Source organism: Agrobacterium sp. Azo12, assembly GCF_029193765.2.
In the GTDB taxonomy this organism is placed as follows: Bacteria; Pseudomonadota; Alphaproteobacteria; order Rhizobiales; family Rhizobiaceae; genus Agrobacterium.
Map to the genome: position 1 here is coordinate 133,305 of NZ_JARFYO020000003.1, position 24,647 is coordinate 157,951.

Annotated in this window: 28 protein-coding genes and 1 pseudogene; 12 read left to right on the forward strand and 17 right to left on the reverse strand. The window is 53.5% G+C overall.

Annotated features, from left to right (window positions below; translation table 11 throughout):
* Nucleotides 1-102: 102 nt before the first annotated feature.
* Nucleotides 103-1,029: an AraC family transcriptional regulator gene (locus PYL13_RS22625; RefSeq protein ID WP_275642948.1), complete on the reverse strand. Its 927-nt coding sequence runs from the start codon at nt 1,027-1,029 to the stop codon at nt 103-105.
* Between the two features lie 84 nt (nt 1,030-1,113).
* Between PYL13_RS22625 and PYL13_RS22630 the strand changes: the two genes are divergently transcribed.
* Entirely contained in the window at nt 1,114-2,088 is a 975-nt protein-coding gene (locus tag PYL13_RS22630; protein ID WP_275642949.1) for an oxidoreductase, read from the forward strand.
* A 91-nt stretch (nt 2,089-2,179) separates the two neighbouring features.
* The gene (locus PYL13_RS22635) at nt 2,180-2,836 is read left to right on the forward strand and encodes a hypothetical protein (RefSeq protein ID WP_275642950.1); all 657 of its coding nucleotides are present in this window, start codon (nt 2,180-2,182) and stop codon (nt 2,834-2,836) included.
* Nucleotides 2,837-3,326: 490 nt separating this feature from the next.
* On the opposite strand, the gene PYL13_RS22640 is transcribed toward PYL13_RS22635, so the two are convergent.
* On the reverse strand, nt 3,327-3,851 hold the full coding sequence (locus PYL13_RS22640; RefSeq protein ID WP_259149847.1) for a sigma-70 family RNA polymerase sigma factor: 525 nt from the start codon (nt 3,849-3,851) through the stop codon (nt 3,327-3,329).
* 313 nt (nt 3,852-4,164) lie between these two features.
* Between PYL13_RS22640 and PYL13_RS22645 the strand changes: the two genes are divergently transcribed.
* Complete coding sequence (locus PYL13_RS22645; protein WP_259149846.1) at nt 4,165-4,365, forward strand: hypothetical protein; 201 nt, start codon at nt 4,165-4,167, stop codon at nt 4,363-4,365.
* Nucleotides 4,366-4,757: 392 nt separating this feature from the next.
* Here the strand turns inward: PYL13_RS22645 and PYL13_RS27000 are convergent, their stop codons facing one another.
* The 3 genes from PYL13_RS27000 to PYL13_RS22660 all read right to left on the reverse strand — a co-directional run bounded on the left by PYL13_RS27000 (nt 4,758) and on the right by PYL13_RS22660 (nt 6,653).
* Nucleotides 4,758-4,955 (reverse strand): hypothetical protein, encoded by a 198-nt coding sequence (locus tag PYL13_RS27000; RefSeq protein WP_310503238.1) that lies wholly within the window; start codon nt 4,953-4,955, stop codon nt 4,758-4,760.
* A gap of 131 nt (nt 4,956-5,086) precedes the next feature.
* On the reverse strand, nt 5,087-5,836 hold the full coding sequence (locus PYL13_RS22655; RefSeq protein ID WP_275642951.1) for an exonuclease domain-containing protein: 750 nt from the start codon (nt 5,834-5,836) through the stop codon (nt 5,087-5,089).
* A gap of 55 nt (nt 5,837-5,891) precedes the next feature.
* Nucleotides 5,892-6,653, reverse strand: a complete 762-nt coding sequence (locus tag PYL13_RS22660; protein WP_275642952.1) for an SDR family NAD(P)-dependent oxidoreductase — start codon at nt 6,651-6,653, stop codon at nt 5,892-5,894.
* A 198-nt stretch (nt 6,654-6,851) separates the two neighbouring features.
* Between PYL13_RS22660 and PYL13_RS22665 the strand changes: the two genes are divergently transcribed.
* Nucleotides 6,852-7,643, forward strand: a complete 792-nt coding sequence (locus PYL13_RS22665; protein WP_303299138.1) for an alpha/beta hydrolase — start codon at nt 6,852-6,854, stop codon at nt 7,641-7,643.
* 46 nt (nt 7,644-7,689) lie between these two features.
* Here the strand turns inward: PYL13_RS22665 and PYL13_RS22670 are convergent, their stop codons facing one another.
* The 5 genes from PYL13_RS22670 to PYL13_RS22690 all read right to left on the reverse strand — a co-directional run bounded on the left by PYL13_RS22670 (nt 7,690) and on the right by PYL13_RS22690 (nt 11,615).
* The gene (locus PYL13_RS22670; protein ID WP_275642953.1) at nt 7,690-8,454 is read right to left on the reverse strand and encodes an MOSC domain-containing protein; all 765 of its coding nucleotides are present in this window, start codon (nt 8,452-8,454) and stop codon (nt 7,690-7,692) included.
* A gap of 43 nt (nt 8,455-8,497) precedes the next feature.
* Complete coding sequence (locus tag PYL13_RS22675) at nt 8,498-10,180, reverse strand: FAD/NAD(P)-binding protein (RefSeq protein WP_275642954.1); 1,683 nt, start codon at nt 10,178-10,180, stop codon at nt 8,498-8,500.
* A 324-nt stretch (nt 10,181-10,504) separates the two neighbouring features.
* A complete protein-coding gene (locus tag PYL13_RS27085) occupies nt 10,505-10,723 on the reverse strand; it encodes a hypothetical protein (protein ID WP_441296690.1) in 219 nt (72 codons plus the stop codon).
* Between the two features lie 7 nt (nt 10,724-10,730).
* The gene (locus tag PYL13_RS22685) at nt 10,731-11,027 is read right to left on the reverse strand and encodes a DUF982 domain-containing protein (RefSeq protein ID WP_275642955.1); all 297 of its coding nucleotides are present in this window, start codon (nt 11,025-11,027) and stop codon (nt 10,731-10,733) included.
* Nucleotides 11,028-11,144: 117 nt separating this feature from the next.
* On the reverse strand, nt 11,145-11,615 hold the full coding sequence (locus PYL13_RS22690; protein WP_275642956.1) for an Hsp20 family protein: 471 nt from the start codon (nt 11,613-11,615) through the stop codon (nt 11,145-11,147).
* Nucleotides 11,616-11,949: 334 nt separating this feature from the next.
* Here PYL13_RS22690 and PYL13_RS22695 point away from each other — a divergent pair, with 334 nt between their 5' ends.
* Nucleotides 11,950-12,399: a DUF892 family protein gene (locus PYL13_RS22695; RefSeq protein WP_275642957.1), complete on the forward strand. Its 450-nt coding sequence runs from the start codon at nt 11,950-11,952 to the stop codon at nt 12,397-12,399.
* 618 nt (nt 12,400-13,017) lie between these two features.
* On the opposite strand, the gene PYL13_RS22700 is transcribed toward PYL13_RS22695, so the two are convergent.
* Entirely contained in the window at nt 13,018-13,314 is a 297-nt protein-coding gene (locus PYL13_RS22700) for a DUF982 domain-containing protein (protein ID WP_275642958.1), read from the reverse strand.
* Nucleotides 13,315-14,010: 696 nt separating this feature from the next.
* Here PYL13_RS22700 and PYL13_RS22705 point away from each other — a divergent pair.
* The 3 genes from PYL13_RS22705 (at nt 14,011) to PYL13_RS22715 (ending at nt 16,658) form a co-directional block, all read left to right on the forward strand.
* Entirely contained in the window at nt 14,011-14,505 is a 495-nt protein-coding gene (locus tag PYL13_RS22705) for a cupin domain-containing protein (RefSeq protein WP_275642959.1), read from the forward strand.
* 182 nt (nt 14,506-14,687) lie between these two features.
* Nucleotides 14,688-15,554: an SAM-dependent methyltransferase gene (locus tag PYL13_RS22710; RefSeq protein ID WP_275642960.1), complete on the forward strand. Its 867-nt coding sequence runs from the start codon at nt 14,688-14,690 to the stop codon at nt 15,552-15,554.
* 120 nt (nt 15,555-15,674) lie between these two features.
* Complete coding sequence (locus tag PYL13_RS22715) at nt 15,675-16,658, forward strand: quinone oxidoreductase family protein (RefSeq protein WP_275642961.1); 984 nt, start codon at nt 15,675-15,677, stop codon at nt 16,656-16,658.
* Between the two features lie 406 nt (nt 16,659-17,064).
* Here PYL13_RS22715 and PYL13_RS22720 read toward each other — a convergent pair whose 3' ends face one another.
* Nucleotides 17,065-19,269 carry an autotransporter outer membrane beta-barrel domain-containing protein gene (locus PYL13_RS22720; protein ID WP_275642962.1) on the reverse strand — a complete coding sequence of 735 codons (2,205 nt, stop codon included), beginning with the start codon at nt 19,267-19,269 and terminating at the stop codon, nt 17,065-17,067.
* A gap of 192 nt (nt 19,270-19,461) precedes the next feature.
* A complete protein-coding gene (locus PYL13_RS22725; protein ID WP_259149853.1) occupies nt 19,462-20,142 on the reverse strand; it encodes a permease in 681 nt (226 codons plus the stop codon).
* A gap of 281 nt (nt 20,143-20,423) precedes the next feature.
* On the opposite strand from PYL13_RS22725, the gene PYL13_RS22730 reads away from it, so the two are divergent.
* Nucleotides 20,424-20,822, forward strand: a complete 399-nt coding sequence (locus tag PYL13_RS22730; RefSeq protein WP_259149833.1) for a hypothetical protein — start codon at nt 20,424-20,426, stop codon at nt 20,820-20,822.
* 20 nt (nt 20,823-20,842) lie between these two features.
* Nucleotides 20,843-21,592, forward strand: coding sequence for a CPBP family intramembrane glutamic endopeptidase (locus PYL13_RS22735; RefSeq protein WP_259149832.1), 750 nt, complete (start codon nt 20,843-20,845; stop codon nt 21,590-21,592).
* A gap of 176 nt (nt 21,593-21,768) precedes the next feature.
* Here PYL13_RS22735 and PYL13_RS22740 read toward each other — a convergent pair whose 3' ends face one another.
* A complete protein-coding gene (locus tag PYL13_RS22740; protein WP_275642963.1) occupies nt 21,769-22,119 on the reverse strand; it encodes a hypothetical protein in 351 nt (116 codons plus the stop codon).
* A gap of 440 nt (nt 22,120-22,559) precedes the next feature.
* Between PYL13_RS22740 and PYL13_RS22745 the strand changes: the two are divergent.
* Nucleotides 22,560-22,815 (forward strand): annotated as a pseudogene (locus tag PYL13_RS22745) (ribbon-helix-helix domain-containing protein).
* Nucleotides 22,806-23,108 carry a type II toxin-antitoxin system RelE/ParE family toxin gene (locus PYL13_RS22750; RefSeq protein WP_275642964.1) on the forward strand — a complete coding sequence of 101 codons (303 nt, stop codon included), beginning with the start codon at nt 22,806-22,808 and terminating at the stop codon, nt 23,106-23,108. Before PYL13_RS22745 ends, PYL13_RS22750 begins: the two are co-directional and overlap by 10 nt.
* A gap of 375 nt (nt 23,109-23,483) precedes the next feature.
* Here the strand turns inward: PYL13_RS22750 and PYL13_RS22755 are convergent, their stop codons facing one another.
* The 3 genes from PYL13_RS22755 to PYL13_RS22765 are packed head-to-tail and all read right to left on the reverse strand — an operon-like array spanning nt 23,484 to nt 24,520.
* Nucleotides 23,484-23,990, reverse strand: a complete 507-nt coding sequence (locus PYL13_RS22755) for a DUF992 domain-containing protein (protein WP_259149827.1) — start codon at nt 23,988-23,990, stop codon at nt 23,484-23,486.
* Nucleotides 23,914-24,333, reverse strand: coding sequence for a BON domain-containing protein (locus PYL13_RS22760; RefSeq protein WP_259149825.1), 420 nt, complete (start codon nt 24,331-24,333; stop codon nt 23,914-23,916). Before PYL13_RS22760 ends, PYL13_RS22755 begins: the two co-directional genes overlap by 77 nt.
* Before the next feature lie 7 nt (nt 24,334-24,340).
* On the reverse strand, nt 24,341-24,520 hold the full coding sequence (locus PYL13_RS22765) for a CsbD family protein (protein ID WP_259149823.1): 180 nt from the start codon (nt 24,518-24,520) through the stop codon (nt 24,341-24,343).
* Nucleotides 24,521-24,647: the final 127 nt, after the last annotated feature.

Sequence of the window (24,647 nt, forward strand, 5' to 3'; positions counted from 1 at the left end):
TTCATATTTGCGCCGCCCAGATATTAGCCTTTGCGGGTGAAAGCAGCGTTTGATTTTATCATTGAAGCGGTGCGCTCCGACGCACTGATGGGACCGTGACGGCTAAGCGTCCGCCTGGTCTCGGTGCAGGCTGCGGTAGCGCGCAGGAGACTGCCCAACAACGCGCCGGAATGTGGCGGCAAAGGCACTGTCTGAGTTGTAACCGAAGGATTGAGCGATCCGTGACAATGACTCATTGCCACGACGCAGCCTTGCTGCCGCAAGCCGCATCCGCCAGTTGGCAAGATAATCTATCGGTGAGGATCCAACAGTAGCGCGAAATCTCTCGGCGAAGGCCGAGCGTGACAGTCCTGCAAGTTCGGCCAGTGCATCTACTGTCCATCTGCGCGCCGGTTGCGAATGGATCGCCCGCATGGATGGCGCAAGGCGTGCGTCGGCAAGTCCAGCAAGCCAACCCGGATGCTGCGAGGTCTGGCGTGCCAGGTAGGCGCGCAGAACGTGGATGAATACCAACCGCAGCAGATCGTTGCAGGCTATGCGCGAGCCAGGCGCTGCACCGTTCCATTCGAGATCAAGCTGTTCGAGCAGGAAAGTGATGGGACCAGTCTCCTCGCGCTCGATTACGACGACCGGTGGAAGGGCATCGGTCAACAGGGAGCCGTCGACCGTGTCGAGACTGACACTGCCGCCAAGAAGCACGAAATCTCGACCATCTCCGACACAAACGTCCAAAGCACCGCCCGCGAACACTTCGCTCGCGGGGATCGGCTTCGCCTTCGGATTGCCACAGAGTGTAAAGGCCCTGCCGCTCACCACGAGACAATCTCCGGCTTTTACCCACATGGGCGCCTCACCGTCTGAGAGCAACCATGCGCCGCCTTGGCGGATAGCATTGAACTTGACATATCCGGGTGGTGGGAAGGCAACTGACCAGTTACCACCTGCGGCAAACCGTACCGTAAACAGAGCTTGCGCATCAATCACGCTTAGCACATGGGACAGGGCATCCTGATTATATTGGACGATCACGACAAAAATCCGGCGTTTGCGAACTGGAGGCTCCGATATCTTATCCGATATAAAAATCAGCACAAACAAAAAAGGAGTGCCGATATGTCCGAGCAAAAACCGATTGGGTCCCGTTTTAACGCGGCAAGCACGGCGCATGATGTGGTGGCTGAGATGGACCTGTCCGGCAAGACGGCGGTTGTCACGGGCGGTTATTCGGGTCTGGGAATCGAGACCACACGAGCGCTTGCCGGTGCTGGCGCCACCGTCATTGTGCCGGCCCGAAACGGCGAGAAGGCGCAGCGCACGCTTGCCGGCATCGACAGGGTGATCATCGAAACCATGGACCTCGCAGATCCGGCGTCCGTCGCGGCATTCGCAAACAGGATGGTCGCGAACGACACGCCGATCTCGATTCTGGTTAACAGTGCGGGTATCATGGCGACGCCGCTGGCCCGAGATGCGGATGGACATGAGAACCAGTTCGCGACAAACCATCTCGGGCACTTCCGGCTAGTGGCAGGGTTATGGCCCGCACTCCTTAAGGCGAATGGTGCGCGTGTGATTTCCGTATCTTCGAGAGGTCATCAGATTGCGCCGGTTGATTTCGACGATATCGACTTCAGAAAACGCGCCTACGATAAGTGGCAGGCTTACGGACAGGCGAAAACAGCCAATGCGCTCTTTGCTGTCGGACTCGACCGGCGCGGTGAACAACACGGCGTGCGGGCATTCTCTCTCCACCCCGGTGTCATTCTAACAGATCTTGCCCGGCATCTGAGCGAAGACGAGATTAACTCATTCGATGTCTATGACGAGAACGGTAACCGTCGCGTTGACCCATCACGCGATCTCAAGAGCCCGGAACAAGGCGCTGCGACCAGTGTCTGGGCAGCAACCCGTCCTGAGCTTAATGGCATTGGTGGCGTTTATTGCGAGGATTGCGAGATTGCTTTGCCGCAGAGCCAAGCTGACGGGAACAAGGGCGTCGCGTCTTGGGCCATGGATGTTGAGGCGGCAGAGCGGCTTTGGACATTGTCTGAGCAACTGACGGGGCAGCTGCTAGACACGCGTGAGTGACGCGTGACCCTTGGCCCCCAGAACGAAGCCCAGCTGCGTGCGCGTCGGACCCGACGAAATCCTCGTTAGAATTTCACTTGATGGGTCACGATTGCCCATTAAGGATTTTCACGAAGCGGCAAGTCTTTTCGGATCAAGGCTGGTTTCGGTGGGGCGTTTTTTGGCAGACATTAAGGATTTCAGACTAATCATCTCGACGGTCCCGGCACATGTCGTGCTTAAGGTAATTCCGGTCTCCGATATCGCGAGGTACGGCTTGTCCATAATTAACATTCCACTGCCCATGGACAAGTCGAGCCGCGTTATGTTGATCGAGTTGCTTGACGAGGCAGAGGTATTCCTGTGTCAACTCGTTGTTTCCGGCGAGGATAGTCTGGGTGTGCGGTTATTCGCATCCAACCTGTATGATGCTATGATCAATGCATGGCGTGGAGATCCAGCTGTCCCTGGTAGTAGCGCCGAAGAAAGATTTTGCGCCGCGCGCTTAAAGGTCGCGTCTACTAGCGATGCGGCTTTAATCGCAGCCGGACTAAGTGGAATTCAGTTGCAGGCCGAGCTATTTGCGTTGATGAAGCGAGCTGACGACTACAATGAGTTCGGGGGAAGACAGCATCTGGCAAAATTCGTCCGCCATCTGGATGGATTGTTGAAATCGGCAGGGCTTGAGAATGTAATGGGTGAGGTGCGGGACTATCTCTGGGCTTCGCTTTTTGACAGTAGTCGTCCTAACCGACGAATGTATCACTAGCTCGCGCCATCTGCGTTGCTCTTTCATGAGTGAATGAGCGCTGACGAACCTTGATCTCGTCGTTTGGCAGTGGCCTGATGCAGGCAACCACGTTTTGCCCGAAGCCATTTCGTTGAACGTTCTTAGTGGCTAACTGGACCGTAGGGCAAAAATCCCAAAGGCTGGTCCACCGAATTGGCCCGATTCCGTATGCCTATTTCACTTCACCCAGATGCTTAAGGAAATCGTCAAGGCCATTTGTTCTCAACGAGCGTGTGCACTTGCATTTGCTCCTCAGCATTAGTCGCTCTCTATCAGAGCAGGACATCCGCAGTCTTATATCAGTCGTGATAACAAATGTCGCAAACACGCTGAATACGTTCAGGCACGGACAATTTCCAGTCTCCGTGCATTCGGTGGATGTTGAGAATATGGCCACCGCTCTAACAGACTAAGGCGCTGGATTAAAAAAATGAATAGAGATGTGCCAGATGAGGCGGGAAATACATACTCAGTAGAGATCTCGCTTTAAGGTCTCTCGAGCTCTGTTTACGCGGCTTTTTATAGTGCCGATCTTACAGCCACAAATCTCGGCTGCGGCGGCATAGCTTGTCCCTTCTGCAACGAGCATAAGGGCCTGTCGTTGCCTTACGTCCAGATCCCGGATCGCGAGCATTACCTGATCATGTTCTAATTTCCATTCTTGTTCTGGTGTCGTTGTCATGCATTGATGAACCGAAAGTGGGAGACCCACGTGTTCCCGCTTTGCGACTTTGTAGCGACTGCAAAAGCTATTTCGTAGAATGGTAAAAAGCCAGGATTTGAGCGACGTACCGGGAGTGAAAAGATGCGCGGACCGAAGCGCCCTGAAAATTGCTTCCTGTACCAAATCTTCAGCGTCTTGGTCCGTTCGCACAAACCGGCGGGCGAACACCAGAAGTATAGTGGTGAATCCCGCGATCTGGTCCTTGAGTAAACTGATCTCGTTTTCGTTCGAAACCCTTAGCGTAGCGCCGATTATTTTAGGATTACTCATCTTGGCTTCCTCACATGGGATAGGAATGCCTTTACGTGTCTATGGTTGCCGTACGGCACCGTACGGTGAGAAGTCTCGGGGTCAGCCCTGTAAAGAAAACAGCTTCTGTGCTGGTGACCAAAAACCGGTAAACTTTGCTTTCGTTTGCAGTTGGGGGCTGGCAGCTGTCATGCATGTTCATTCTGTTTCCGTCGTCCTGGTCACTGAAAAGGCGGGTTACCTGGTTAGGACCCGCGCTCATCTCAGGAGGGTACGAAGAAAATCAGGAACAACGTCAAACGATCAGAGTTAGGGGGGAGTGGAGGAAGTACACATGACGAAAAAAGACAATATTGAGCAGATTCATCAGGACAGCAAACCGCAGTTTGCCCGTGGTAAAAAATCATCCAGAAACAACGGAGTGTCTAGCGCCAAACCCCGAGTTATCACGGGGTCAGACGATGCGACCGTAAATAAGGCGCCGCCTGGGGCCAAAAAGCCCAGCAAGGACTGGGATATAAATTACGATCCGTAACGCGTGTGGAAAGTTTTTGGGTTGTTTGCGTATAAAATCGGAATTCGATATTCCACAAGCCCCACAGTGTCACGTCATGAGCGGAAAATAACCGTACTTAACGGACCAGCAAGATACTGCGAGGTGATAATACGGTAAAACTGGACCTTGGCATTGCGGGAAAACCGTCCTGTGGGGATACCATTTCTGCATGTCCCGCGCGCTCAGACTGGAAATTAAGCGCTTTTGTGCGCCACCTGAACGTCTAATAAATCTCAGCTGGTGATAGCAAAGGCGACACCAGCGCCAAGATGATGATTTCCGTTTACTTTCGCTTTCAACATCTGCGTTTGCGCGCAATGTCAGTGAGGTGGTTACTAATCCTCTGTTCATACTCCCCTGCTAGCTCCGCGCTATTTTGAGATCGCAGAAAACCATGCGGCGTAAGGTGTTTTTCTGACAAGCTGCCTATTGAAATCCGGTTCCTCGGCGTTCCACCACACAGGACCGCGCTCGCCCAGCGCCACCTTCGCAATGTCGACACGGCTGCGTGCAGCAGCCAGACGGTCAGGATCACCCTTAGCCTGCCGAACCGCACGACGCGCTGACATTAACTGTTTGACCAAATGTCGTCTCGTCTGCTCATCGAGAAATGGGTTACTTGCTCGCCACAAACGTCCGCGCACGACAAAGTATCTTCCATCTGGCGTGTGGGGATATTTTGATGACGGCGAGTGCTCGTTCATAACAAAGTTCGCTGCACTGGTTCCGACACCACGGGAGGCTGCAGTTCGCTTCTTCGTGTAAGCTCTGTCTGAGCACTGAAACGCACATCGACATCTCTGTCGTGGAGGAATTCAGCCAGCGTTTCGAGACTGAGACGGTCCCACCTCTTGCCTCGGTCACTACCGGTAGGCACCCGTGGCAAAAGCCCAGGTTCATTGCTCCACGCGAGCAACTGTTCGAGCGATGTGGCGTTCAATTGGTCTCGCAGGTGGTGAGCCGTGACATAGGCGTCCGGCATGGCCCGGTGCGCCGGAAGTCCAAGCTCGTGGATAAGGCCCTGAGGCATACGTTGGTAGCGCAGCATCTGATTGGAGAATCGTGGGAGTTCCGGCCAAATTCGGAGCGCGCATTTCCATGTGCAGATCCAGGGCAGGCCACCGGTCATGCGCGGCGTGCAATATCTCTGTTCGAAGGTCGCGCGATGCGCAGCTAAAGCATCAATTTTACCGTCAGGACGCAGTATCGATCGCGCTATTTCTTTCCAGTAGGGCGCATCGGCAACCTCACGGTCGAGAATGTGATGAACAGCCATCGTATCAGGAGATATAGGCCTACCCGGATTGACCAACAGCGATCCACGTTCGCTCGACACGACCCAGCCATCGGCGCTGTCGAAAACCACGTCCTGCCAGCCGATCTCGCACACATCGCTTTGGCCGTTTCCTGCCGTCTCAAGATCAATCACGCGAACTCGAAATGTTGACATCGCACTGTTCCTGCAGATCAGCCTGACCACTGAACCATCTTATGAAGCGTTTGGATTATTGAGGCGGCTGGCCATTGGAGGCCGACATGCCACCATCTACGGGTAAGTTCACTCCAGTCACAAATCTCGCGTCCTCGCTCGCAAGAAAGGCGATGACCCCGGCCACATCCTCCGACTTTCCTGGCCCATCCAACGCGAACCGCTCATTAAATCTGGCGAGAAGCTTTTCATCACCCATCATATACTGGGTCATTCCAGTGCTTGTGAAGCTCGGGCAAACTGCGTTTATCCTCACGCCGTCCTTGCCATGATCCATCGCCATTGCTCGCGTCAGGTTCGTGACACCGCCTTTGGCTGCGTTGTAGGCAGCCATGCCCCAGTCACCACCTGTCCCGGAAACCGAACTGACATTCACTATCGAACCCTTTGACGATTTGAGATGTGGCATGGCCGAACGCGACGCGAAGAAGACACCATCGAGATCAGTGGCCATCACATTGCGCCAGTCATCAGTAGAGAGCGTCTCGACGTCGCCCTCGGCGACCACGCCTGCATTGTTCACAAGAATATCTATGCGGCCAAACTTCTCTTTGGTTCCCGCAACAAATGCAGCTACTTCAGCTTCATTCGATACGTCTGCTTCAACGATCAACACCTGATCGGGCGAATATCGCTTCGCCACCTCTTCCAACTTTGACATGGTGCGGCCAACGAGTGTGACTTGGCCCCCCTCACTCAGAAATCTCTCTGCTGTTGCCTTGCCAATTCCGGATCCAGCTCCGGTGACGATGATAACCTTATCGTGGAAGCGCTGCATGAAATTCTCCCGACATGTGTGATGACTTCTCGTCCGATAACGATGGTCTAAATCGAATGTTCCGAACACCATCAGGCCTGCGTCGTCGTGCCAACTAAAATAAGCGATATGTAATCACGCAGTTGTTAGCCATGGTAACGGCGGAACAGGGGAACAAAGGCAAGTCAGACTGGTTTCGATAATTCCACTGGATCCCTTATGATGTCATCACTCGCCGTATTCACCTTCGTCACTTGCATGGTCTTTTCAGTCGGTTTCTTGGGGGTGGGTTCATCCAACGCAAGCGCGTTGGAGCGTCCTGGACGAGTTGCAGTCCACGGCCAAGTTCCCCAGCCAACCGCTTTTCGAACCCATGAGCTTTTCACTGCACAGATCGCTCAAAGCTCGGCCAACGCACAGAAAAGCCGACAGTTGGTTATCTTTTTCCACGGCATCAGAGGAGGGGGGAGTCAGTTTACCACGATCGGAAAATCGTGGGAAAAGACCTTGGCGAATACGAGCTTCGTGTATCCCGATGCACCCTTCGTTCACAGATCGGGTGGGAGGCAGTGGTTCGTAGTGGATGACCAAGTTATGCGTCCCGATCGCATCCAGGGAGCGCGACAGGCATTTGACGAACTGGTATCGGAGATCGTGAGAAGAGAAGGTTTCGAAGGTAACCTTCGTAACGTTGCTTTCGTGGGTGTGTCGCAAGGCGCAATCATGGCTTTGGACGCAGTCGCCAATGGGAGATGGAAAGTAGGCGCCGTCGTTAGTTTTGCCGGCATGCTGCCATTAGCGATCTCTGCCAGTAACGACACACGCGTTCTGTTGATCCATGGTCGCGCCGACAAGACTATTCCGTCGGCTGCCTCGGTAGCTGCCGGCACGCAGTTGAAGGCTGCTGGGTTTGATGTTTCAGTGACATTGCTTCCAGATGTTGGTCACACGATCTCCTCATCCGGAGCGCAGAAGGCGTCTATGTTTCTCCAGAACTATTTCAATCGCTAACCCGACCACAAAGCCCATGTCCATCAGTTGTGGCAATGAGTTGAGGTCAGTTGGTAGGCTTTTCGTTCAGCGACTGAATTTGCAGGTTGACTGCTGCTCCCGACTCGATCGATCCTGATATCATCACGTCGCAGTAGACACCGAGTGTCCTGCGATTTTTTCGGACGATATTGCGCAATATTTCTGGTTCTTCCTCAAGACCCGGCTGGCCAATGAAGGTCATTCCACAACGTTTCGTGGGCTCTGAGACATTCAATGTGGTGGGACCAATACTCAACTTCGCGCCGAGCCAATTTGTCTCTGCAAAGCTTGCTTCACAATCTGTTTCAATCAAGATATTTGGCCGAAAGCGCCGTGGATCGTTAGCACTTTCTGGAGCTGTTTTTACAATCTCACAAAGCGAGGCAGTGGTCAGCAGGTGTAGGGGTGCTAGATCGTATCGATTACTTACCTGTGGAAGCGAAACATTTTGTGCGTTTGGTTCATCGTACTGGCCTACAGCCACGTCAAATCCGAAATGATCCCTCAAGTATGGCAGCAACCCTGGTTCATTGACGTCCATTCGACGCCCGTCGGGAAAGCAAATCTGGGTAATGTCATTATCGCAGGTGCGGCTGCTCAAGAACAGGGCAGGGCGCCACCGGCTGTCCTTCTCGGGCGCCGCCACTGCCCCTGAGCAAGCATCGAACAGAGCATACTGACGGTCTCCGCCAATCCCTGAGCCATTCACCTCCGCCCGACAACACCGTTCCCCGCCGATTGAACTGACCGGGTAGCGCCAAATCTCTTTTACTATTCCGATTTTTTTCATTACCAGCCAACGCTTGACGAATTCAGCTGTTCCACAGCCTCTGTTATGCCATGCGAAGTATGGGCGGCTGATCCACCGCAATGTCCGCCAATATGGCGTTTGCTGCCGTTTTTCCCAGTTCCGCTGCACTTGTAATGCCCTGAACGAAGGGACGCTTGTGCAAGAGGAATGGGATTGCCACACAGTAAAGTCGGTTTGAGAGTGCAGTTGCTCCCCGTGGTCGGTACGCCTCGTCGATCTCGATGCCACCTGTCTTTTTAAAGTTGGCACTTTCGCCATCCATGAAACGACGTGCTGGCTCAGGCGTGTTTGCCGCCTGGATTCCGCGTTGCTTTAACAGTGTAGGGAAAGGCAGTTCACGAACAGACAAACTGCTTTGTCCGGTCGCGTCGATGAAACTGCTGAACTGTTGTTCTCTATCGCCTGTCCGGATCCGTGCTCCGCGTTCGAGCCCCTCGGTCTCAATGTCATAGTCCGATCCGAGCTTAATAATGTCTAATCGGCCAGCGTTACGCAGTGCCAAAAGCCGACGAATAGAAAGATGTGGAACCGTCGCGTACTGATCGATAAAAATACCCTTGAATGACCGGTTAAAACGCGTGAGATCGGTTGTGTCGAGGTGTGGTATGGCTTTCTCTATAATCTCATGCGTAATGAGAATGGCGTATCGCCAGGGAATGGTGAACTGCAGCTCGAAATTAAGGTGCGCTTCCGCAAGGTTTGCCGCCGCCCATACGAATGGATCGGTGTCTGAACGCCGCCCATAGTAAGCGTCCGCAAATGTGTCAACCGACAGGTGACTAAGACCGATTTCAGCGGAATAATCAGGGTCAGCTGCCAACAACTCTCGCTGGAACAGATCAAACACCCGATCCAGCAGGCCCTGAGAACCGATATTGACTTCGTTTTGGATGGCTTCATACGTACAAATTTGTGGTTCTATATAGGGAAGTGGGCAGTAGAAGTCAGCTTCGGGCAATAAGCCCTTCCGGGACATCATTGTTGCGTGAAAGTCCTGGTGTCCTGCACTTGTTACGTACTGCAATGTTCCTCCGTCGTCACACACGAATGAACCACAAGAGGTCGCAACTGTTAGAAGTGCATCGATACCGCTGAGCGATGTACCAAGAATGCCAAGTCTGCCATCGCCGATCTCTTGCAGTTCTGTGGCGGGCCACGGCGACGCAAAATATCCGGGTTTGACCTGAGTGTTTTCAGGCCAGTTGTGACCCGTGGCCATAACGACATGGTCGAACACGGCGTCAAAATCGCCGTCGAAGCTGGAGACTTTAAGACGGATATCGGTTGTACCGAGCTCAATGTCGGTAACCCTATGGCCGGGATAAACCTCCACGCGATGGCGGTTGATTTTTCCAACGGAGAGGATCGCCTGAAATTGATCGTGAAAATAGTCTCCGATCACTAAACGCGGATAAAATTCGCGATCATTTATTGATGATCGGTTTATGTTGAATGTGTTCAGATAGTCGTTGGACTGACGGTTAAGCCAATCCACGAGCGTTTCCATCAACGGCGGTATCTCGATGCTGGGAATATTTGACAACATAACCGGATCATTTGCCCCCGGCAGGTAGGGTGTTCCCTTGCCGGCGACAAGTTCGGCATCAAACACGCTGATTATCAGCGGGACTGGAGAGGCAACCAGCGTCTTAAGTGTAAAAATGCCGGTTGGGCCTGAACCGATGATGCAAATTCTGGTATTCATGCATTTACTCCACATCGCCCACTGCGGCGGCAGTGTGTAATGGTAACGGTCGCTATTGTGTTCCGCTAACAAGCTCTGTGTACGTTGACGGACTAAGCCATGCATTAAGTTAGACACCATCGTGTCGAAGCCCGCAGATTTCTGAAGTTAGTGCCCGTTTGGTCTACATGAGTTACGCCGTATGGTTTTCGCGGCCTTGGTGCGGTCGAAAAGAGAGGTTTTGGCCCGTGCTGCTTACCACTTAGCTCTATTTTCTGAGAGCCAAGCAGATGTTTTGAGGGCCAAGCTGTTAGCCTTGGCTCAGGGCGACTGATCCGGGGAAGCTCAAGAAAATTGGACGAGGCCATTTTTCCCCGCTATCCACCATCTGGCTACAGATAGGCAAATAAAGGCGTGACAAGCGCTGCGATGATCATCGATCATTTTTGCAAATTCGATGACGGACGCATAATGGGAGCAATGGTCGTTAACGGCGACGACCGCTTTTATTTCTTCGAGCTGGAGTGCGGTGAAGAAGTGTGATCCCCGCAATGCACTGGTCATAATCCGCTCAACGAATATGGGGGTCGCTGTTGCGCTTTTTACTCTGCGCCACCAGACTGTCAACGTCCGGCGCAAGGAGATCATGTCGTTCGGCAAAGGCCACAAAAACGGCTCGTGCGGTCTGGGCATCGATTTCCCCCTTGATCGCAGTCTTGCACGCTTCGAGCGCTAGCTCGCGCTCAAGATCCGCAGGGTTTCGCCAATCCAAGAGTATCTGGTAGGCATGCATGACCGATCTGACTTTTGTTGGCATACCTAGACCCAAAAGAATGGTAACGGGTTCCTCGAACATATCGGGTTTCATCAGCTTTTCCTTTCCATCTGCCCCGATTGTGTCTGTATGAGAGATGAAGGCGGGAAGCGTGGTCCGCTTCCCGCTTATGCTCAAGTTCTTACAAGCCGCGTCTTCATGTCGGGTGCCTTATGCGACCTGTCGTTCCGCTTCGATTTGTAGCGGGGCTGCCTGATTACCAGCCGGGCCGATCGTGATTTTGCGCGGTTTCAGGGCCTCGGGAATCTCTCGCCGCAATGCAATGCGTAGAAGTCCATTCACCAAAGAGGCTTCTTCTACCTTCACATGGTCGGCAAGTTCAAAACGGCGCTCAAACGGACGACCGGCAATGCCGCGATGGAGATATTCGCCGTCTCTGTCCTCGGCCCTTTGGCCTTTTACAACCAGTACGTTGCGCTCCTGAATGATGTCGAGATCGGCTTCGCCGAAGCCCGCGACCGCCATTTCGATACGGTAATCGTCGTCACTCGTTTTGACGATGTCATAAGGAGGCCAAGGGTCAACTGCCTGTAGACGCTGAGCGTTGGTCAACAGATTGAACACGCGGTCGAAACCGACGCTTGAGCGATAGAGAGGTGCAAAATCGAGTTCGGTTCTCATAGCCAAATCCTCCTTGAAGCGAGATGGAATGGGGACGCGGAAACTCGCGTCCCCGGTTCTGTCAGCCCCTGTCGGCGACTGACGAGAATGATCTAATTTTGGGAAAAACAGTTTCAAGATTTTCGTCAAAATTTTTTTCGTGGCGTTGAAGATGCCCGCATTCCGCGATGGGCCCGACATCGCGTGGCTTACACACGCTGGACGTTCAATGGACCCGGTCAAACGTGGCATACTATCAAATTCACCGCGTCCGGTTGCGTACCGTTAAAGCCTGACTGGGAACAAGACGAGCCAGGCGACGTTTTCGAGGTCTATAACAATAGGAGCTCTCAAAATGGTTACATTGGTTGGCAACGAAGGCAGTATTGAAAAGCTCGTCAAAGACCTTCTCTATTTGGAGCACGATGCAATCGCCGCATACGATTCCTGCATCGAGCGGCTGGATGACAAAGCACTCAGTGCGAAAATCGCCGAGTTTAAACAGGACCATCTCCAGCATGTTTCCGTCTTGAACGACATGGCTCGAGGCCTTGGCATCGAAGCCCCGACCGAAGGCGACATGAAACAGATGCTTACGACAGGCAAGATCGCACTTGCGGACCTGATGGGCGACTCAGCGATCCTGAAAGCTATGAAGACGAATGAAGATGATACCGTGACTGCTTACGAGCGAGCATCGCGTCACGAGGATGCGGTTCCCCAGTCGAAGGCATTTTTCATGAAGGCTCACGAAGATGAGGCACGACATCGTGCGTGGATGGAAACGACGGCCAGCGCCATGTGATGTGATCTTGAATATTCGTTTCGACATCCTCATCTAAGGATAACCTCCCGAACAAACTCAGCCTGCAGCGATCGACGGTCGCGCTTGTGCTGTCGACGGGATGGCGAGGGCGCTCCCTGTAAGCGGGTCGAGCGCCCTCATTGCTATACCCTGCCAAGAGGGTGTATCAACAGCTGGATTCTTTTATGCATCGATATGCAGAGAATGTTTTCGAAAGAAACGCTGTGGCATATTTCGTGGATGACTAACGACATCGACCAAGTGCGTGAAATAGCGGAATTTCACTCGGAACAGACGATGTTTGCCGGCTTGTCCCATCTCGGCATCCGACCGATGTGACAGAGCTGTGGGAACCTATTACGAGAATGGCACGAGAGCCTCAATCCTGGCATTAAACATTGCCGCTTCCGGCAGCTTTACTTTGCTGAACCGCATTCCCCTGTGGCCATAATGGACCATAAGATGTCCATCGCCGTCCTTGTGCGCGAAATCAACGCTTTGGGTGGGTGTGATATTACAGCATGGTGGCCTGTTTGGTGCGAGGGGCGTGTCTCCTGCATGCTATGTCCGTGACTGCCAACACAATAAAGCCCCGCCATTCGGCGGGGCCATTTCGGGTCAGGCGCTTGCCCGGATAGTGGTATCTCCTATGCCTCGGGGGGCGGTCATTACCAGCGGCATACCAGCCTCAAGGCATGCGGAAATGAAAGCCTCGCGGGCAACCTCGACTGGCGCAAACCAGGAGAGCGCTGCGCGACACTTGTCTACCGCTTTCTTATAGCGTTCGCCGCGCCGCAGGGGCCACTCATTTTCAAGATAGTCTAGCGCGTCATAGACACTTAGAAATGTTCTTTCGAGCCCGCACTGTAGACGGACACGAACAGGTGAACGAAATAACACGTCTTGGCTGTCCATTTCATACCTCCAATCTAAACAACCAGATCTAGAAGCGAAAATGATATTGGGATGGACGCGACATCGTTCAAGACTAGGCAAATATTTTTGGGACCGATTAAGCCCTAACGAGTGAGCTATGTCTGCTCAATATCGTTTTCGGTAAAGTCATTGACCTTGAGCCGCAGCGGCAAATGATATTCCGTTGCCAGCGCATAAACAGAGCAATCGGACATGTTCGATCGGACCAGTTCAGTAAAAATTCTGGAAATGGCCTTCCGGTGACCGGGAGCCTTCCATGATCCGCTCACGTTTTAGCAGAGGCACATGATAATGCTCGACCCGGTTGTTCAAAGCCATCGGGATCGGAGTTCGAGGTGCGTCATGAACTGTCGCCGGGCTGCTCGATGAGAGCGCAACGTGTCAGTGATCATCCGCTTCCAGTACGATACCCTGCTTTTTTCAGTAGGTGCGTCACCGATGTCCTAGCAGCTTAAGTGGTGTGGCGGTCATGGACGATCTCGTCGAGTTGCCAAAGATCGTTACCACTGGGAGTTTTGCGCCGAAGGCGCACATAATACGGGTTCCCTCTACTCCTATGCATGCCCATGTTACAATTGCAACCTGTGGCGCGGTGACTGTAACCAGTGAGCAATGCGGGGTCTGCAAACAGGGTCTCCTGATACGCAGGCATAATCTACACAGAGGTCAATCCGCATGAACATCAATGCTACGCCCAGAACCAAAACTCCTCTCAATGAGTGGTGGGAGGTCACCCCCGGAGAAAACTTTACAGTCCGTGCGTCCGTCGAGGACACGGGCGGTTTCTGTACCATCATCGAAATGACTGTCGAGCCACGTAACGCTGTGCCGGTTCACACTCATGCCAACGAGGAAGAACACTTCATCGTTCTAGAGGGCGCTTTTCAGATGGTGAATGGTAACGAGAGCGTGACGCTAACACCTGGCGATTCTGTAACTGTAAAGAGGGGCACTCCCCACAGCTGGGCTAATCTCTCCGACGCGCTGGTGAGGGTTCTGATTATTTTCACTCCAGGCGAAATGGAGGAAACTTTCAGATTGATCGGTTTCAGTGACGGCGGCAATCTGGCCGAAATCGCGGAAATGGCCAAGAATGGCGGCTCGGTGATAGTTGGTCCTCCACCGTTTGAAAATGTCTATTCTGTCATGTCTCCCCGGCCGAAATTCTGAGTCCGGGAACTCTCTCGCTCAATGCCGCCCGCAAGCGCAGCGATGCAACCAAGCAGCAAGAACCGTCACAAGAGACTCAACGCCGTCTGGAGGATGAAACAGTGCTGCTGGTCGCCTCGAGTGGGGCTTACGTCGTGCAAGACGCATTCTACGAGCCGAAGAAGCAACGTGAGGTAAAAGAGATGTCCGATACGTTTATGCCGAAGATCCAAGAGCTCGCCAAGTCTGCGAGAATGCTGTCGCTTGTTGGCGCCTCAATCAGACTGCGATCCGACGCTTCAGTCATGTCGGCAATTCGTGAGCAGATCGAACTTGGTGCGCGGATGGCCTTGGGTGACGGTTTGGATGAAGCCAATGAAGAGCAGGCATCCGTGGCCCTGACGATGGTCGAAATGGCACTGAGTGAGGCTGGCGAACTTTTTCGCAATCCGGACCGAGGTTCGAACTGGGAAATTACGGATGCGGCGGCAATGGAGGCTATGGGGCGTTCGTCCAAAAGCGCCTTCATACGTATGAAATCAATTGCCGAAATGTATCCAGCAATGCGTGAAACGTTTAGCGGCACATTTCTGGATGTTGGCACCGGGGTCGCAGGCATCGCCCTCGAGGCAGCCAGGTCCTGCCCTGAAATCAAGGTTGAAGGGATCGACATCTGGGAGCCGGCACTGGAACTAGCCCGGAAAAACATCGCCGAAAGCGGTTACTCGGACCGCGTGAGTGCGCGCAATCTTGATGTCTCTGCGTTAGACGAGCAGGACAGGTATTCGCTAGTCTGGTTGCCGACGATGTTTCTGAAACGTCCGATCGTCGAGGCAGCGTTTGACAGGATTGTACGCGCTTCGGTTCACAATGCCTATCTCGTCGCGGGGATATATACCCAGCCAGCAGATCCATTTCTGGCGCTCATGGCAAATCTAAGAACGCTCCGAAGCGGAGGTGAAATCACCGACCCTCTCGAAATCAAAACGATGATGGAAGCGCGAGGATATATCGAAGTCGAATTGAACGTGACGCCGATTGCAACCTTTGTGTTCGGACGGCTACCCTGACGCATTGCAGGGAGGTGTGGCAACCTCGTGGCATCAGCAAAGACGGGGCATACCGCGTGCGCCCGGTATGCTAAGTAGATACTGATCTCCCCTCGAAGGAATCCCTCAAGGAGTTGCCTGATGAAAGCTATTGTAGCGACCCGCCCTGGCGGTACCGAAGTGTTGGAAATGGTCGACCTGCCAGAGCCTGTGGCAGGCCCTGGCCAAGTGGTCGTTGAGGTTGCGGCTGCCGGTGTCAATTTCTCGGACATCGGCGCGCGCCGCGGGATTATTGGGCACGATATTCAGTTCCCGCACACATTGGGCGTCGAGGGGGCAGGCCGTGTCATCGAAATCGGTGGGGGTACGTGTGATTTTGTGATTGGCCAACGTGTCGCCTGGGCCTATGGACCCGGCAGTTATGCCGAGCGCGTTGCAATCTCCGCCGACGCGCTTGTCCCCGTGCCTGACGAAATAGACGATCAGCAGGCCGCGGCACTCATGATGCAGGGGCTGACCGCCAGCCACTTCGCCACCGATTTCTATCCTATCCAGCCTGGCGACATTGCGCTGGTTCATGCCGCAGCCGGCGGGCTCGGTCAGTTACTCACCCGGATTATCAAGCTGCGAGGGGGGACGGTCATCGGACGCGTCTCCAAGGCCTCCAAGGTCGATGCCGCACGTGCCGCCGGTGCGGACTATGTCGTCGTCGATGACGGAAGCAATTTCGCCGACGAAGTCATCCGTGTCACTGGAGGAGAGGGCGTTCATGTCGTTTATGATGGATCGGGTCCAGCGACTTTTACGGGCTCGGTCGCAGCGCTGCGTAGATCCGGAACATTTTGTTGGTACGGTCCGGTTCTGGGTCGTCCAGCGCCGGTCGATCTGATGCTCCTTCCCAAGAGTATCAAGATCGGTTTTGCTGTTTTCTTCGATCACATCTATACACCGGTATTGTTGCGTCGACACGCTGCACAGCTGTTCGACTGGCTGAGCGCAGGGGATGTCAGCATTGATGTCAGCACCAGCTACCCAATCTCCGATGCAGCGCGTGCCCATGCCGCCATGGAAGATCGCTCCACCACAGGAAAGCTGCTTCTTATTCCGGGACGGGTGAATGCCTAGACGTGCAAGTAACTGCAGAGTTCACTCCGAGAACTGCGTGTTACGGTTCAGGACAGTACCGACACAACCCAAGAAAAATGAGCGGTGAGCGTAAAACGCTGCATTGATTTCAACAGGTCGTGTACCCAAATGATTGGACTGCGGGTCTTGTTGGGTGTACCCAAAAGTGTACAAAAGGACGCGGTTTTGGACCTCCGCTGAACAGACGTAATAGTGGACGGGGAAGGCAAATGAGTTTCCCGTCGTCTTCAGCCCAGGCAAGGATTAGCGCGGCGGCGGCACATGTTGCCAGCAAAGAGAATATGGTTCTTGTCAGAGCAGGCTGCTGTTGATCGCTCAGCGAGGAAGCGGGCAAGAACAGGTTTTGTTGTTGGTCAACGTCCCCGACGCTACTAGCAGGAAAAACTCAAAACCTCCACGCCGCCTTGAACGAGACGGCATGATTCAGGTAATCTTTGCGCCAACCAGCGTCATATCGAAGTGACACATCCATCCCGTTGTCGAGATTGTAATTAAAACCCAAACCTGCCTTGGCAAGCCAAGGACCGTGGTCGATACCGGTTGCCAAGAAGCTCTGGCCTGGTGTCCCTGAATATGCCGCCATCAGGCTTCCGCGATCGTTGATTGCATCATAGCTAGCTCCAACGAGAGCTTCGATTTCCGCATTGGGGCTCAGCGTGTGCACGAGGCGCCCATCCAATCCAAAAGTCAGTGCATCGACAGTGCTTGCATTGACGTCGAGGTTCAAGGCTCCGGCACCTTGTTCAGTATAGGACTGACTTCTAAGTCGGGTGTAATCTGCACGGAATGTCGGAATGAATGATCTGTCCTGACCGAGTGCAATGACCTTGGATAAATCAGCGCCCAGATGAACGTTCCAGCTATTGTAATCAGCACTTGCAAGTCTATCGAGCCCTCCAAAATTGAGAGCGCGCGTGCTTTCGTTGTGGTTCCAACCCGCGTCGATCTGGAAACCTAGCGTCATGTCATTGATTGGATGCCTGCCGTAGGCGGCAATGACGTGGCTGTCGATGTCGGCTCGCGTTTTTGCGCCGCTCAGATAAGTGTTCCCGTCGACACGGCTGTTTGCGTAGGCATAAGCCACACCGATCAGAGTACCTTCGATGTCGCCTTCAACGCCCGCCGCTATACCCCAGGTGTCAGCATTGTAGCCTGATGCATTGTTATCCGTATCATTCTGATTAGCACGGGAACCCAGCGGCTTGATCCACAAGTTTCGCCCAGTGGTCAGGTCAGCGGCCGGTACGCCATTGCGGCCTGGGGCAAACCGGGCAGCAATGGTCGAGTTGACAATTCCTAATGCGCCTAGGGTTGCGTCAGCGCCGGCGTTAAAGGGCAGGGTCTGCGCCGCAGCGCGGGCGACGCTGCTTTCATCTGGCAGGCGACCGAGTGCTGTAACGACGTCGGCCATATCTCCTGTCGGGGCCCCCTGGACTTGAGTGTCGAGAACGCTGGCTGCACCGAGTGCAGGGTACAAGCGATTGTTGAGTACCGAGCTGTAAACGGTAGTCCCGATACCACTTGTGCTGACATTGAGGTCGACACTGTTGGAGTTGATGGTTGGTGTGAAATCAAAAAGTGCAGAATTGTCCGTAACGGTGAAGCCGGAAGCATTGAGAGTCCCTGCGGTAACGACACCCGTCAGCGAGAGGTTGTTGGCCAATACCGGGCTTCCGATAACATCGACCGCAAGGTTGCTATTGTTGAAGGTTGCGACACCGTTGACATTCAGCTTGCCGTAATTCGAGCTGCCTGCAACCCCAAGTGTGAGAAACTGGCTACCACTTTGGAGGTAACTGTCCAGCGTTAATGTGCCAGCGGTGACCGTTGTATCGCCACTCCACGCGTTGCCGCCGGCAATAGTGAGCGTCCCCGTACCCAGCTTGGTCAGTCCACCTGTGCCTATAAGAATGTCGGGGGTCTGCATTCCGACGTTAAAGCCATTGGTATCGAAGAAAGCACCATTTAACTGAATGGCGATATCACCATAGGCAAAATTGGGTAAGAATTCGGCCTCGCTACGTGTGGCCTGCAAAATGCCGCCATCCCATTGCAGCAATCCGGTACCAGCGCCTTTCATGATGTAAGGTGTTGACAATACACCACGCGCACCTGATGTACCACTGAGGGTGAGCTGAGCGTAACTGGTAGAGACTACTGCGAGATCGGTTCCGTCACGGGCAAGTACTCTGGCGCCATCGTCTACCATGACGAAGGCTTCCCCATTCCACCCTATCGTAAGATAGCCGTTGCTTGTCCAGACCGCATCGGAGCCGGTAACAAATACCTCGCCATGCGCCAAAGCGCTGTCACCGATATACGCATCAGTGTTGGTAAATTGTCCACCATTGATATTGAGCTGGCCAAAACCTGTGTCACCAACTATCAGGTAGCCTGCGGCGTCAAATTGGATACCGGCAGGCACATTCAGCGCCAAGCCTCCATCAATGATTTCATCCGCTGATGCAGCACATGCAATGACGGAAACGCTGGCGGTCAGAAGAGCCGTGGCAACTAAACAACGTGAGTTATTCCCGTCGCCAGATTTTGTTCCGCTAACATTCAAAATCGTTGGATATTTGCGAGCCATAATCTCCCCCCAGAGCTATTGGTTCTCAAGCTAATACACGTAAGGGATGTATTGCGCAAATTTCGCTCAGATTGTCCTGTGGATGACGATACGCAGAGTTGTGATCCGCGTCCTGTGATGGCGCAATGTCCCGGAAATCGTGGATGAACGCCGCCGGTTGATAGCCGGTGCGAGGTCAGCCAGCTCGGCAGATCATCCCGCTTGTGGTGCGATGTTTTTGGCATCAAGAGTGATGAGCAGTGCAATAACGAATGCCGCTACTGTGGCGAACAAAAACGCTCCGACGAGAAATCCGGTCGCACGGAGGATACCTATGCTCAGGTCGCGCATGAACCAGCGCATCTGTGCTTGTGCATACCAGGTCAATGCCACCAATACTACAAAGATCCCTGCGAGCGTGCCTTGGCCTTGTGGCATGCTGAGAAAATCCAAACCTAAGATCAGGACGAGGGCGAATGGAGCCGCGACATAGCACTGGCTGAAAAAGGGCGGGCGGAGTGAATCGCGCGTTATACTGACCCTCTTCGCTCGCAGCAGGGCCACGGCCATGCACAGAGGATAAATCCCGAATATTACCCCCCGTGCTATCAGAAGGTTTGATCCGGACCCGAGTTCGCGAACCGCCTCAGTCGGATCATAGACCGAAGGGAGCGAAGCGGACAGTCCTTGTGAGAGAAGCAGGGTGATCAGCAGGAAAAGTGGTGGGCTAAGGGTGTCCTGATACTGGTCTTCCGGCTTATCTGTTAGTTCGATGTCAGCGTAGCGCATCATGCTAAGAGGTCGAACCACCGAGCGCCACATTGTCACAGGATAGAATATCAGCCAAGAGACCAGTTCGTAGAGCAGCTCTTCGAGCGACTTCAGCATTTTCATGAAGTCCAAGTGCCAGTCCTTCCCGTTCGATTTCCGTCTGTAGGTCTGTTTCATAGCAGGCCCTGAGCGCCACGTCATCGCATCGAAGGCGAGCCTGAAGTTTTACACATTGCGGCCCTATCCATATTGTCTTTCCACTCTGGGTGTTGAGGACTATGGTGCGCGTGTGAAGCCGCTCGGAATGGCACTCCAGCTGTATTCACGAAGATCCGAGCAACGCTATCAGGGTGCGATACTCTGACAAAATGGTTGATCCTGTATCGGACAAGAGGAGCCAGTCAATGAAGATCATTAGGAGCGTGATTTTAGGCGTTACCATGCTGGCATCCGTGCCCGCGATCGCCGACGACATCCGGCGCGAGACAGTCCGCTTCGCCCCCGGTTCGTCGAGTTCGACCATCAAGGCGTCCGTAAAAGGTTATCAGAGTATCCAGTATACGTTGTCTGTCACTGCCGGCCAGAAGATGAGCGTCCAGCTCGATTCCCCGAATGCCAGCCTGTATTTCAACGTCACGGCTCCGGGTGCCGCTGCCGCGATGTACAACAGCTCAATAGATGGTAACGAAACAAGCATCACCATCCCGTCTAGCGGCAAGTACCTTATCGACGTCTATCTGATGCGCAACGCGGCCCGGCGCAATGAGACTGCAAACTACGATCTCACCCTCTACGTCGAGTAGTCAGGTGCCGAGACCCTGAGATGATTTCATCGGATGTCGATCTTTCATTTTATAACGGCAAGCCCGTGGAGATCAATGGAACGGGCTGGCTCGCTCTCATCGCATCTTTGACGATCGCCTTTTTGGCACTCACCTTTATTCCGCTTCGCACCTTTCCGTACAATTTCGTTCCGGCGCTCGTCTTCGTCGGCATCCCGATCCTGGCGCTCAGCAAGGTGGCCGGGTCGCAATGGAAATGCCTATTCCGTGCTGTCAACTTTCGATCCTTGGCGCTGATGGCTTTGTTTGGAGTAACGACGCTGGTCGGGTCCATGGCGGTAGGTTGGATCTTGCAACAGTTTGTCGTACTCCACTCAAATCCGGTGGCAGATCAGCTCGCCGCGATGTCTGCCTCCGAAATCGGCGCCACGTTTATTGTTACCGGCATCCAGTTGGTAGGGGAAGAGCTTTTCGGAGTACTGTCTTTCCTCGCCATTCTTTGGTTTTGCGTACAAGTTCTGTACTTTTCGCGAAGGTCGGGAATCCTTATAGCGCTTATCATTTCCGCTTTGCTCTTCGGCGCGGCACATTTGCCAACATATGACTGGCACTGGGCGCAGTCATTGATCGGGATCGGCTTCGCCCGCGTGATCTTGACGCTCGCTTACATAGTCACGAGAAACCTCTGGGTCTCGGCGGGTGCCCATATTATCAACGACTGGACGGGATTCGTCTTGATGTTTGAATTTGGCCACGTCTCTCAACTCGGTGGAGTGAACGCCTTCCCTTGATGTCAGTGTCGAGCCATTCGCCGTGCTTGTGGGTGAAACGAGCGCTTTGGGTGGCCATTATTTTGTAGCGTGGCGGCATGTTGGAGGGTGGGCGGGCCCTTATCCAGAATGCTATAACGCGCGTGGATCTCGCTCCATGTCATATCATTGGTGAAGGGGTCGCACATTGATGCCTCCTATCTTGCTTTATGCCCGCTCAATATCGGTTTCGTAAAGTCATCACCTTTGAAAAGCAGCGGCAAACGATATTCCTTTGCCACCGCGTAAACGAAGCAATCGCCCATGTTCAGCCGTGCAGGACTGGCGACAACCTTGCCATATTCTCTAGCCGCTGCGATCGACTTGACGTGGATCGACGCGTTCATGCTCATCTCTTTGAGGTTGAGGGTTTCGAGCAAAAAGGCGTCGTCCACCTGTGCGTCATACATACACTGGGGAATAGTTACGTCACCGAGATGGTGATAGTGTTTGATGATCCGAACATCCCACCAGATATCATTGATGCGGCAATTGAAAATTGTCGCCATTGTCGGCTCTAGGGAAGTGACTTTTAATAGCTTAAGGCCATTTTTATCATGGCTCCCAATTAGGACCTTCAAGACTCAGGTCATCATCCACGATGCACCCCATGTACTTGCCATTTGGACATCTCGCTTTGAACGCGTCGTCCTCTGACGAGCGTTGTATGGGTAAAATGCTAAGAACAAGTGAGCATAATAAAGAGACGAGACTTACAGCGAATACATGTTGTCTTAGCCAATTCGGCGGGGAATTACGTCGCATCGAGAGCCCAAAACCATTCCAAGCAAGGTGAATGACAACTATCCCATGCCCGCATGGACAGCGTGTGGATAGACTGCACCCGTCGCAGGTTCCAAGCACACGTCCCTTCAAAATGCAATCAAACGATCTTGCGAGTTTGACAAGCTTTGCCATCAGAAAGAATCTTGATGGCTTTAAGGAGATTATGCTTGCGATGATGAATGTGTCTCTGCCGGATCCAAGGAAGTAATGGTGAAGCACAGGCCAGGACAGGTCGATATTCGAACGTCAGTGATTACGTAAGAGACCTAATCCGTAAAGATCAGACACACACGGACAATATTGCCGCGATGCAGCGCATTGACGACGAGGGGCTCGCGAGTTGCGTCGGGCGCCGTTCAGCAGATGAATTGTTTGCTGCAGCCACAGCCCGACGGGAAAACAGCCGCGTTTGCTCTTAGTAGCGGTTTGCTTTTCGACCCAAGCTGAAGAAGGTATTGTTTCGATTGCAGAGGAAGGCATCCGCATTTTCGGAGCGCTAGTTGCCAAACGATATCATGATGAGCTTTTTGTCTTACTCGAACTCATCGCCGCAAACCCAAGAATTGCATGTGAACGCAATGAGATTTCTCCGCCCGTCAAAATACATTCGTTCAAGGCGTACCTAGTAGTTTACCGCATTGACGAGGTAGGCAAGATTTTCGTGATCCTCATCCGACACTCCCACGAGGAATGGGCAGGAGATTCAAGCTAGTTAATTCGTTCTCCGACGTCACCACGTGCTGATCGTGAGTTGGGTCCCGTTTAAACGCAGAACACCGCAGGGCAGCATCGGTTCAATCCGGTTCAGGGCGCGAGAAGCAGGCTTCTATTCTTCGTAAGGTCCGGTACCGAAATAGGTGCTGTCAGTTTTTGTCGGTGTAGACTGCTGAGATTGAGGGCGGCCGGATAAGAACTGATCCTCCCCTTAGCCTCCTGCGAAGAATTAGTGCACGCCTAGAGGCGATAAAAGACGCGGCGCGGAGATGGCTATATCAGCCACCAACCACACCGCCCAAATTCATGAACGCGACATACTTGCTGTGCAAACGTTCATTCTGCCACTTTCATACGTGTATGGATCGACGAATTAGCCACCACGCTTCAGTTGAAGGTGCGATATACCAGCCGCAACATTAACACCGGTGCTAACTTCGGCGCTGATTGGCTGCAGCGCGAAATTCTTGGCATTACCGCCGATAAGCGCGTTCGCACCGACGCCCACACCGACGGATGCACCGGCAGACGCGCCAACATAGTCACCGCTCAAGGCACCATCGCCAACGCGGCTTGCCGCCGTGTTCAACACGATCCAGCTCATATAGGTCTTGCCTGTCACGCCGATGTCGAGACCAATCTTGCCGATTTTGCCCGAATAGCGTTCTGTCTTGCCGGAGCGTTGACGGAACTCACAGTCGATGGTTTTGCTAGACCCAAGAACAAGGCCGACGCCGCCAGCGATTTCGCAGGACAAGGTCCCGACGCGTTCCTTTTGCGTGGTCTCCGTCACCCGCTTGGCGCTATGCTTTGTTTCCGCGAATGCGAAAGGCGTGACCGCAAGGGTGGCAATTGTGGTTGCGAGAATGATTTTCTTCATTATCTGTCATTCCTGTTGTTGTCGCAAAATGGATGCGTCGGGTAGAGCGGTCCGTGTCGTTACAAACGCGCTGCCGGATCGCCAGGTCGGCGATGATCGGTCGCGACGCGAAACATTCTGCGATGATGACTGCACGTTCTAGGGCAGCGAGCGTTTCAACCTCGCCCGAGAGCACAATGCGGCCCTCTGCAGATGTGACGGAGATTGAGCTGTTTTCCTGCCCGTCCGCATAGGCGATGATCGCTTGCAGTGCGGCGCACAGGCTCACATCCTGTGGGTAGCAGCCTGCCAGCTTGTGTGGTTGACATGCAAGCATCGTGGTAAACCCTCCTGCCTTGAACATTTGTGGTTCACTTGAATGCTTTTTTGACGGTGTCTTTTGTCTTGCCCAGCTTCTCCTGAGCTTCGCCAGCCAGTTTTTCGGCTTTGCCTTCAGCCTGAAGCTTGTCGTTGCCGGTTATCCTGCCAGCTGCCTCCTTGATCGCGCCCTTGGTCTGACGGGCAAAGCCTTCGATACGGTTATTGTCCATAATGAACTCCTTCCATCGTGTAGTGGGTGCCGTTTTTGGTAACGGCATAATGGAAAGGTAGTCAGTAAAAAGCGCGCCTTGCAGAGCATTATCTACTAGTTGGCCAGGTACAAATTGACCTATTTTC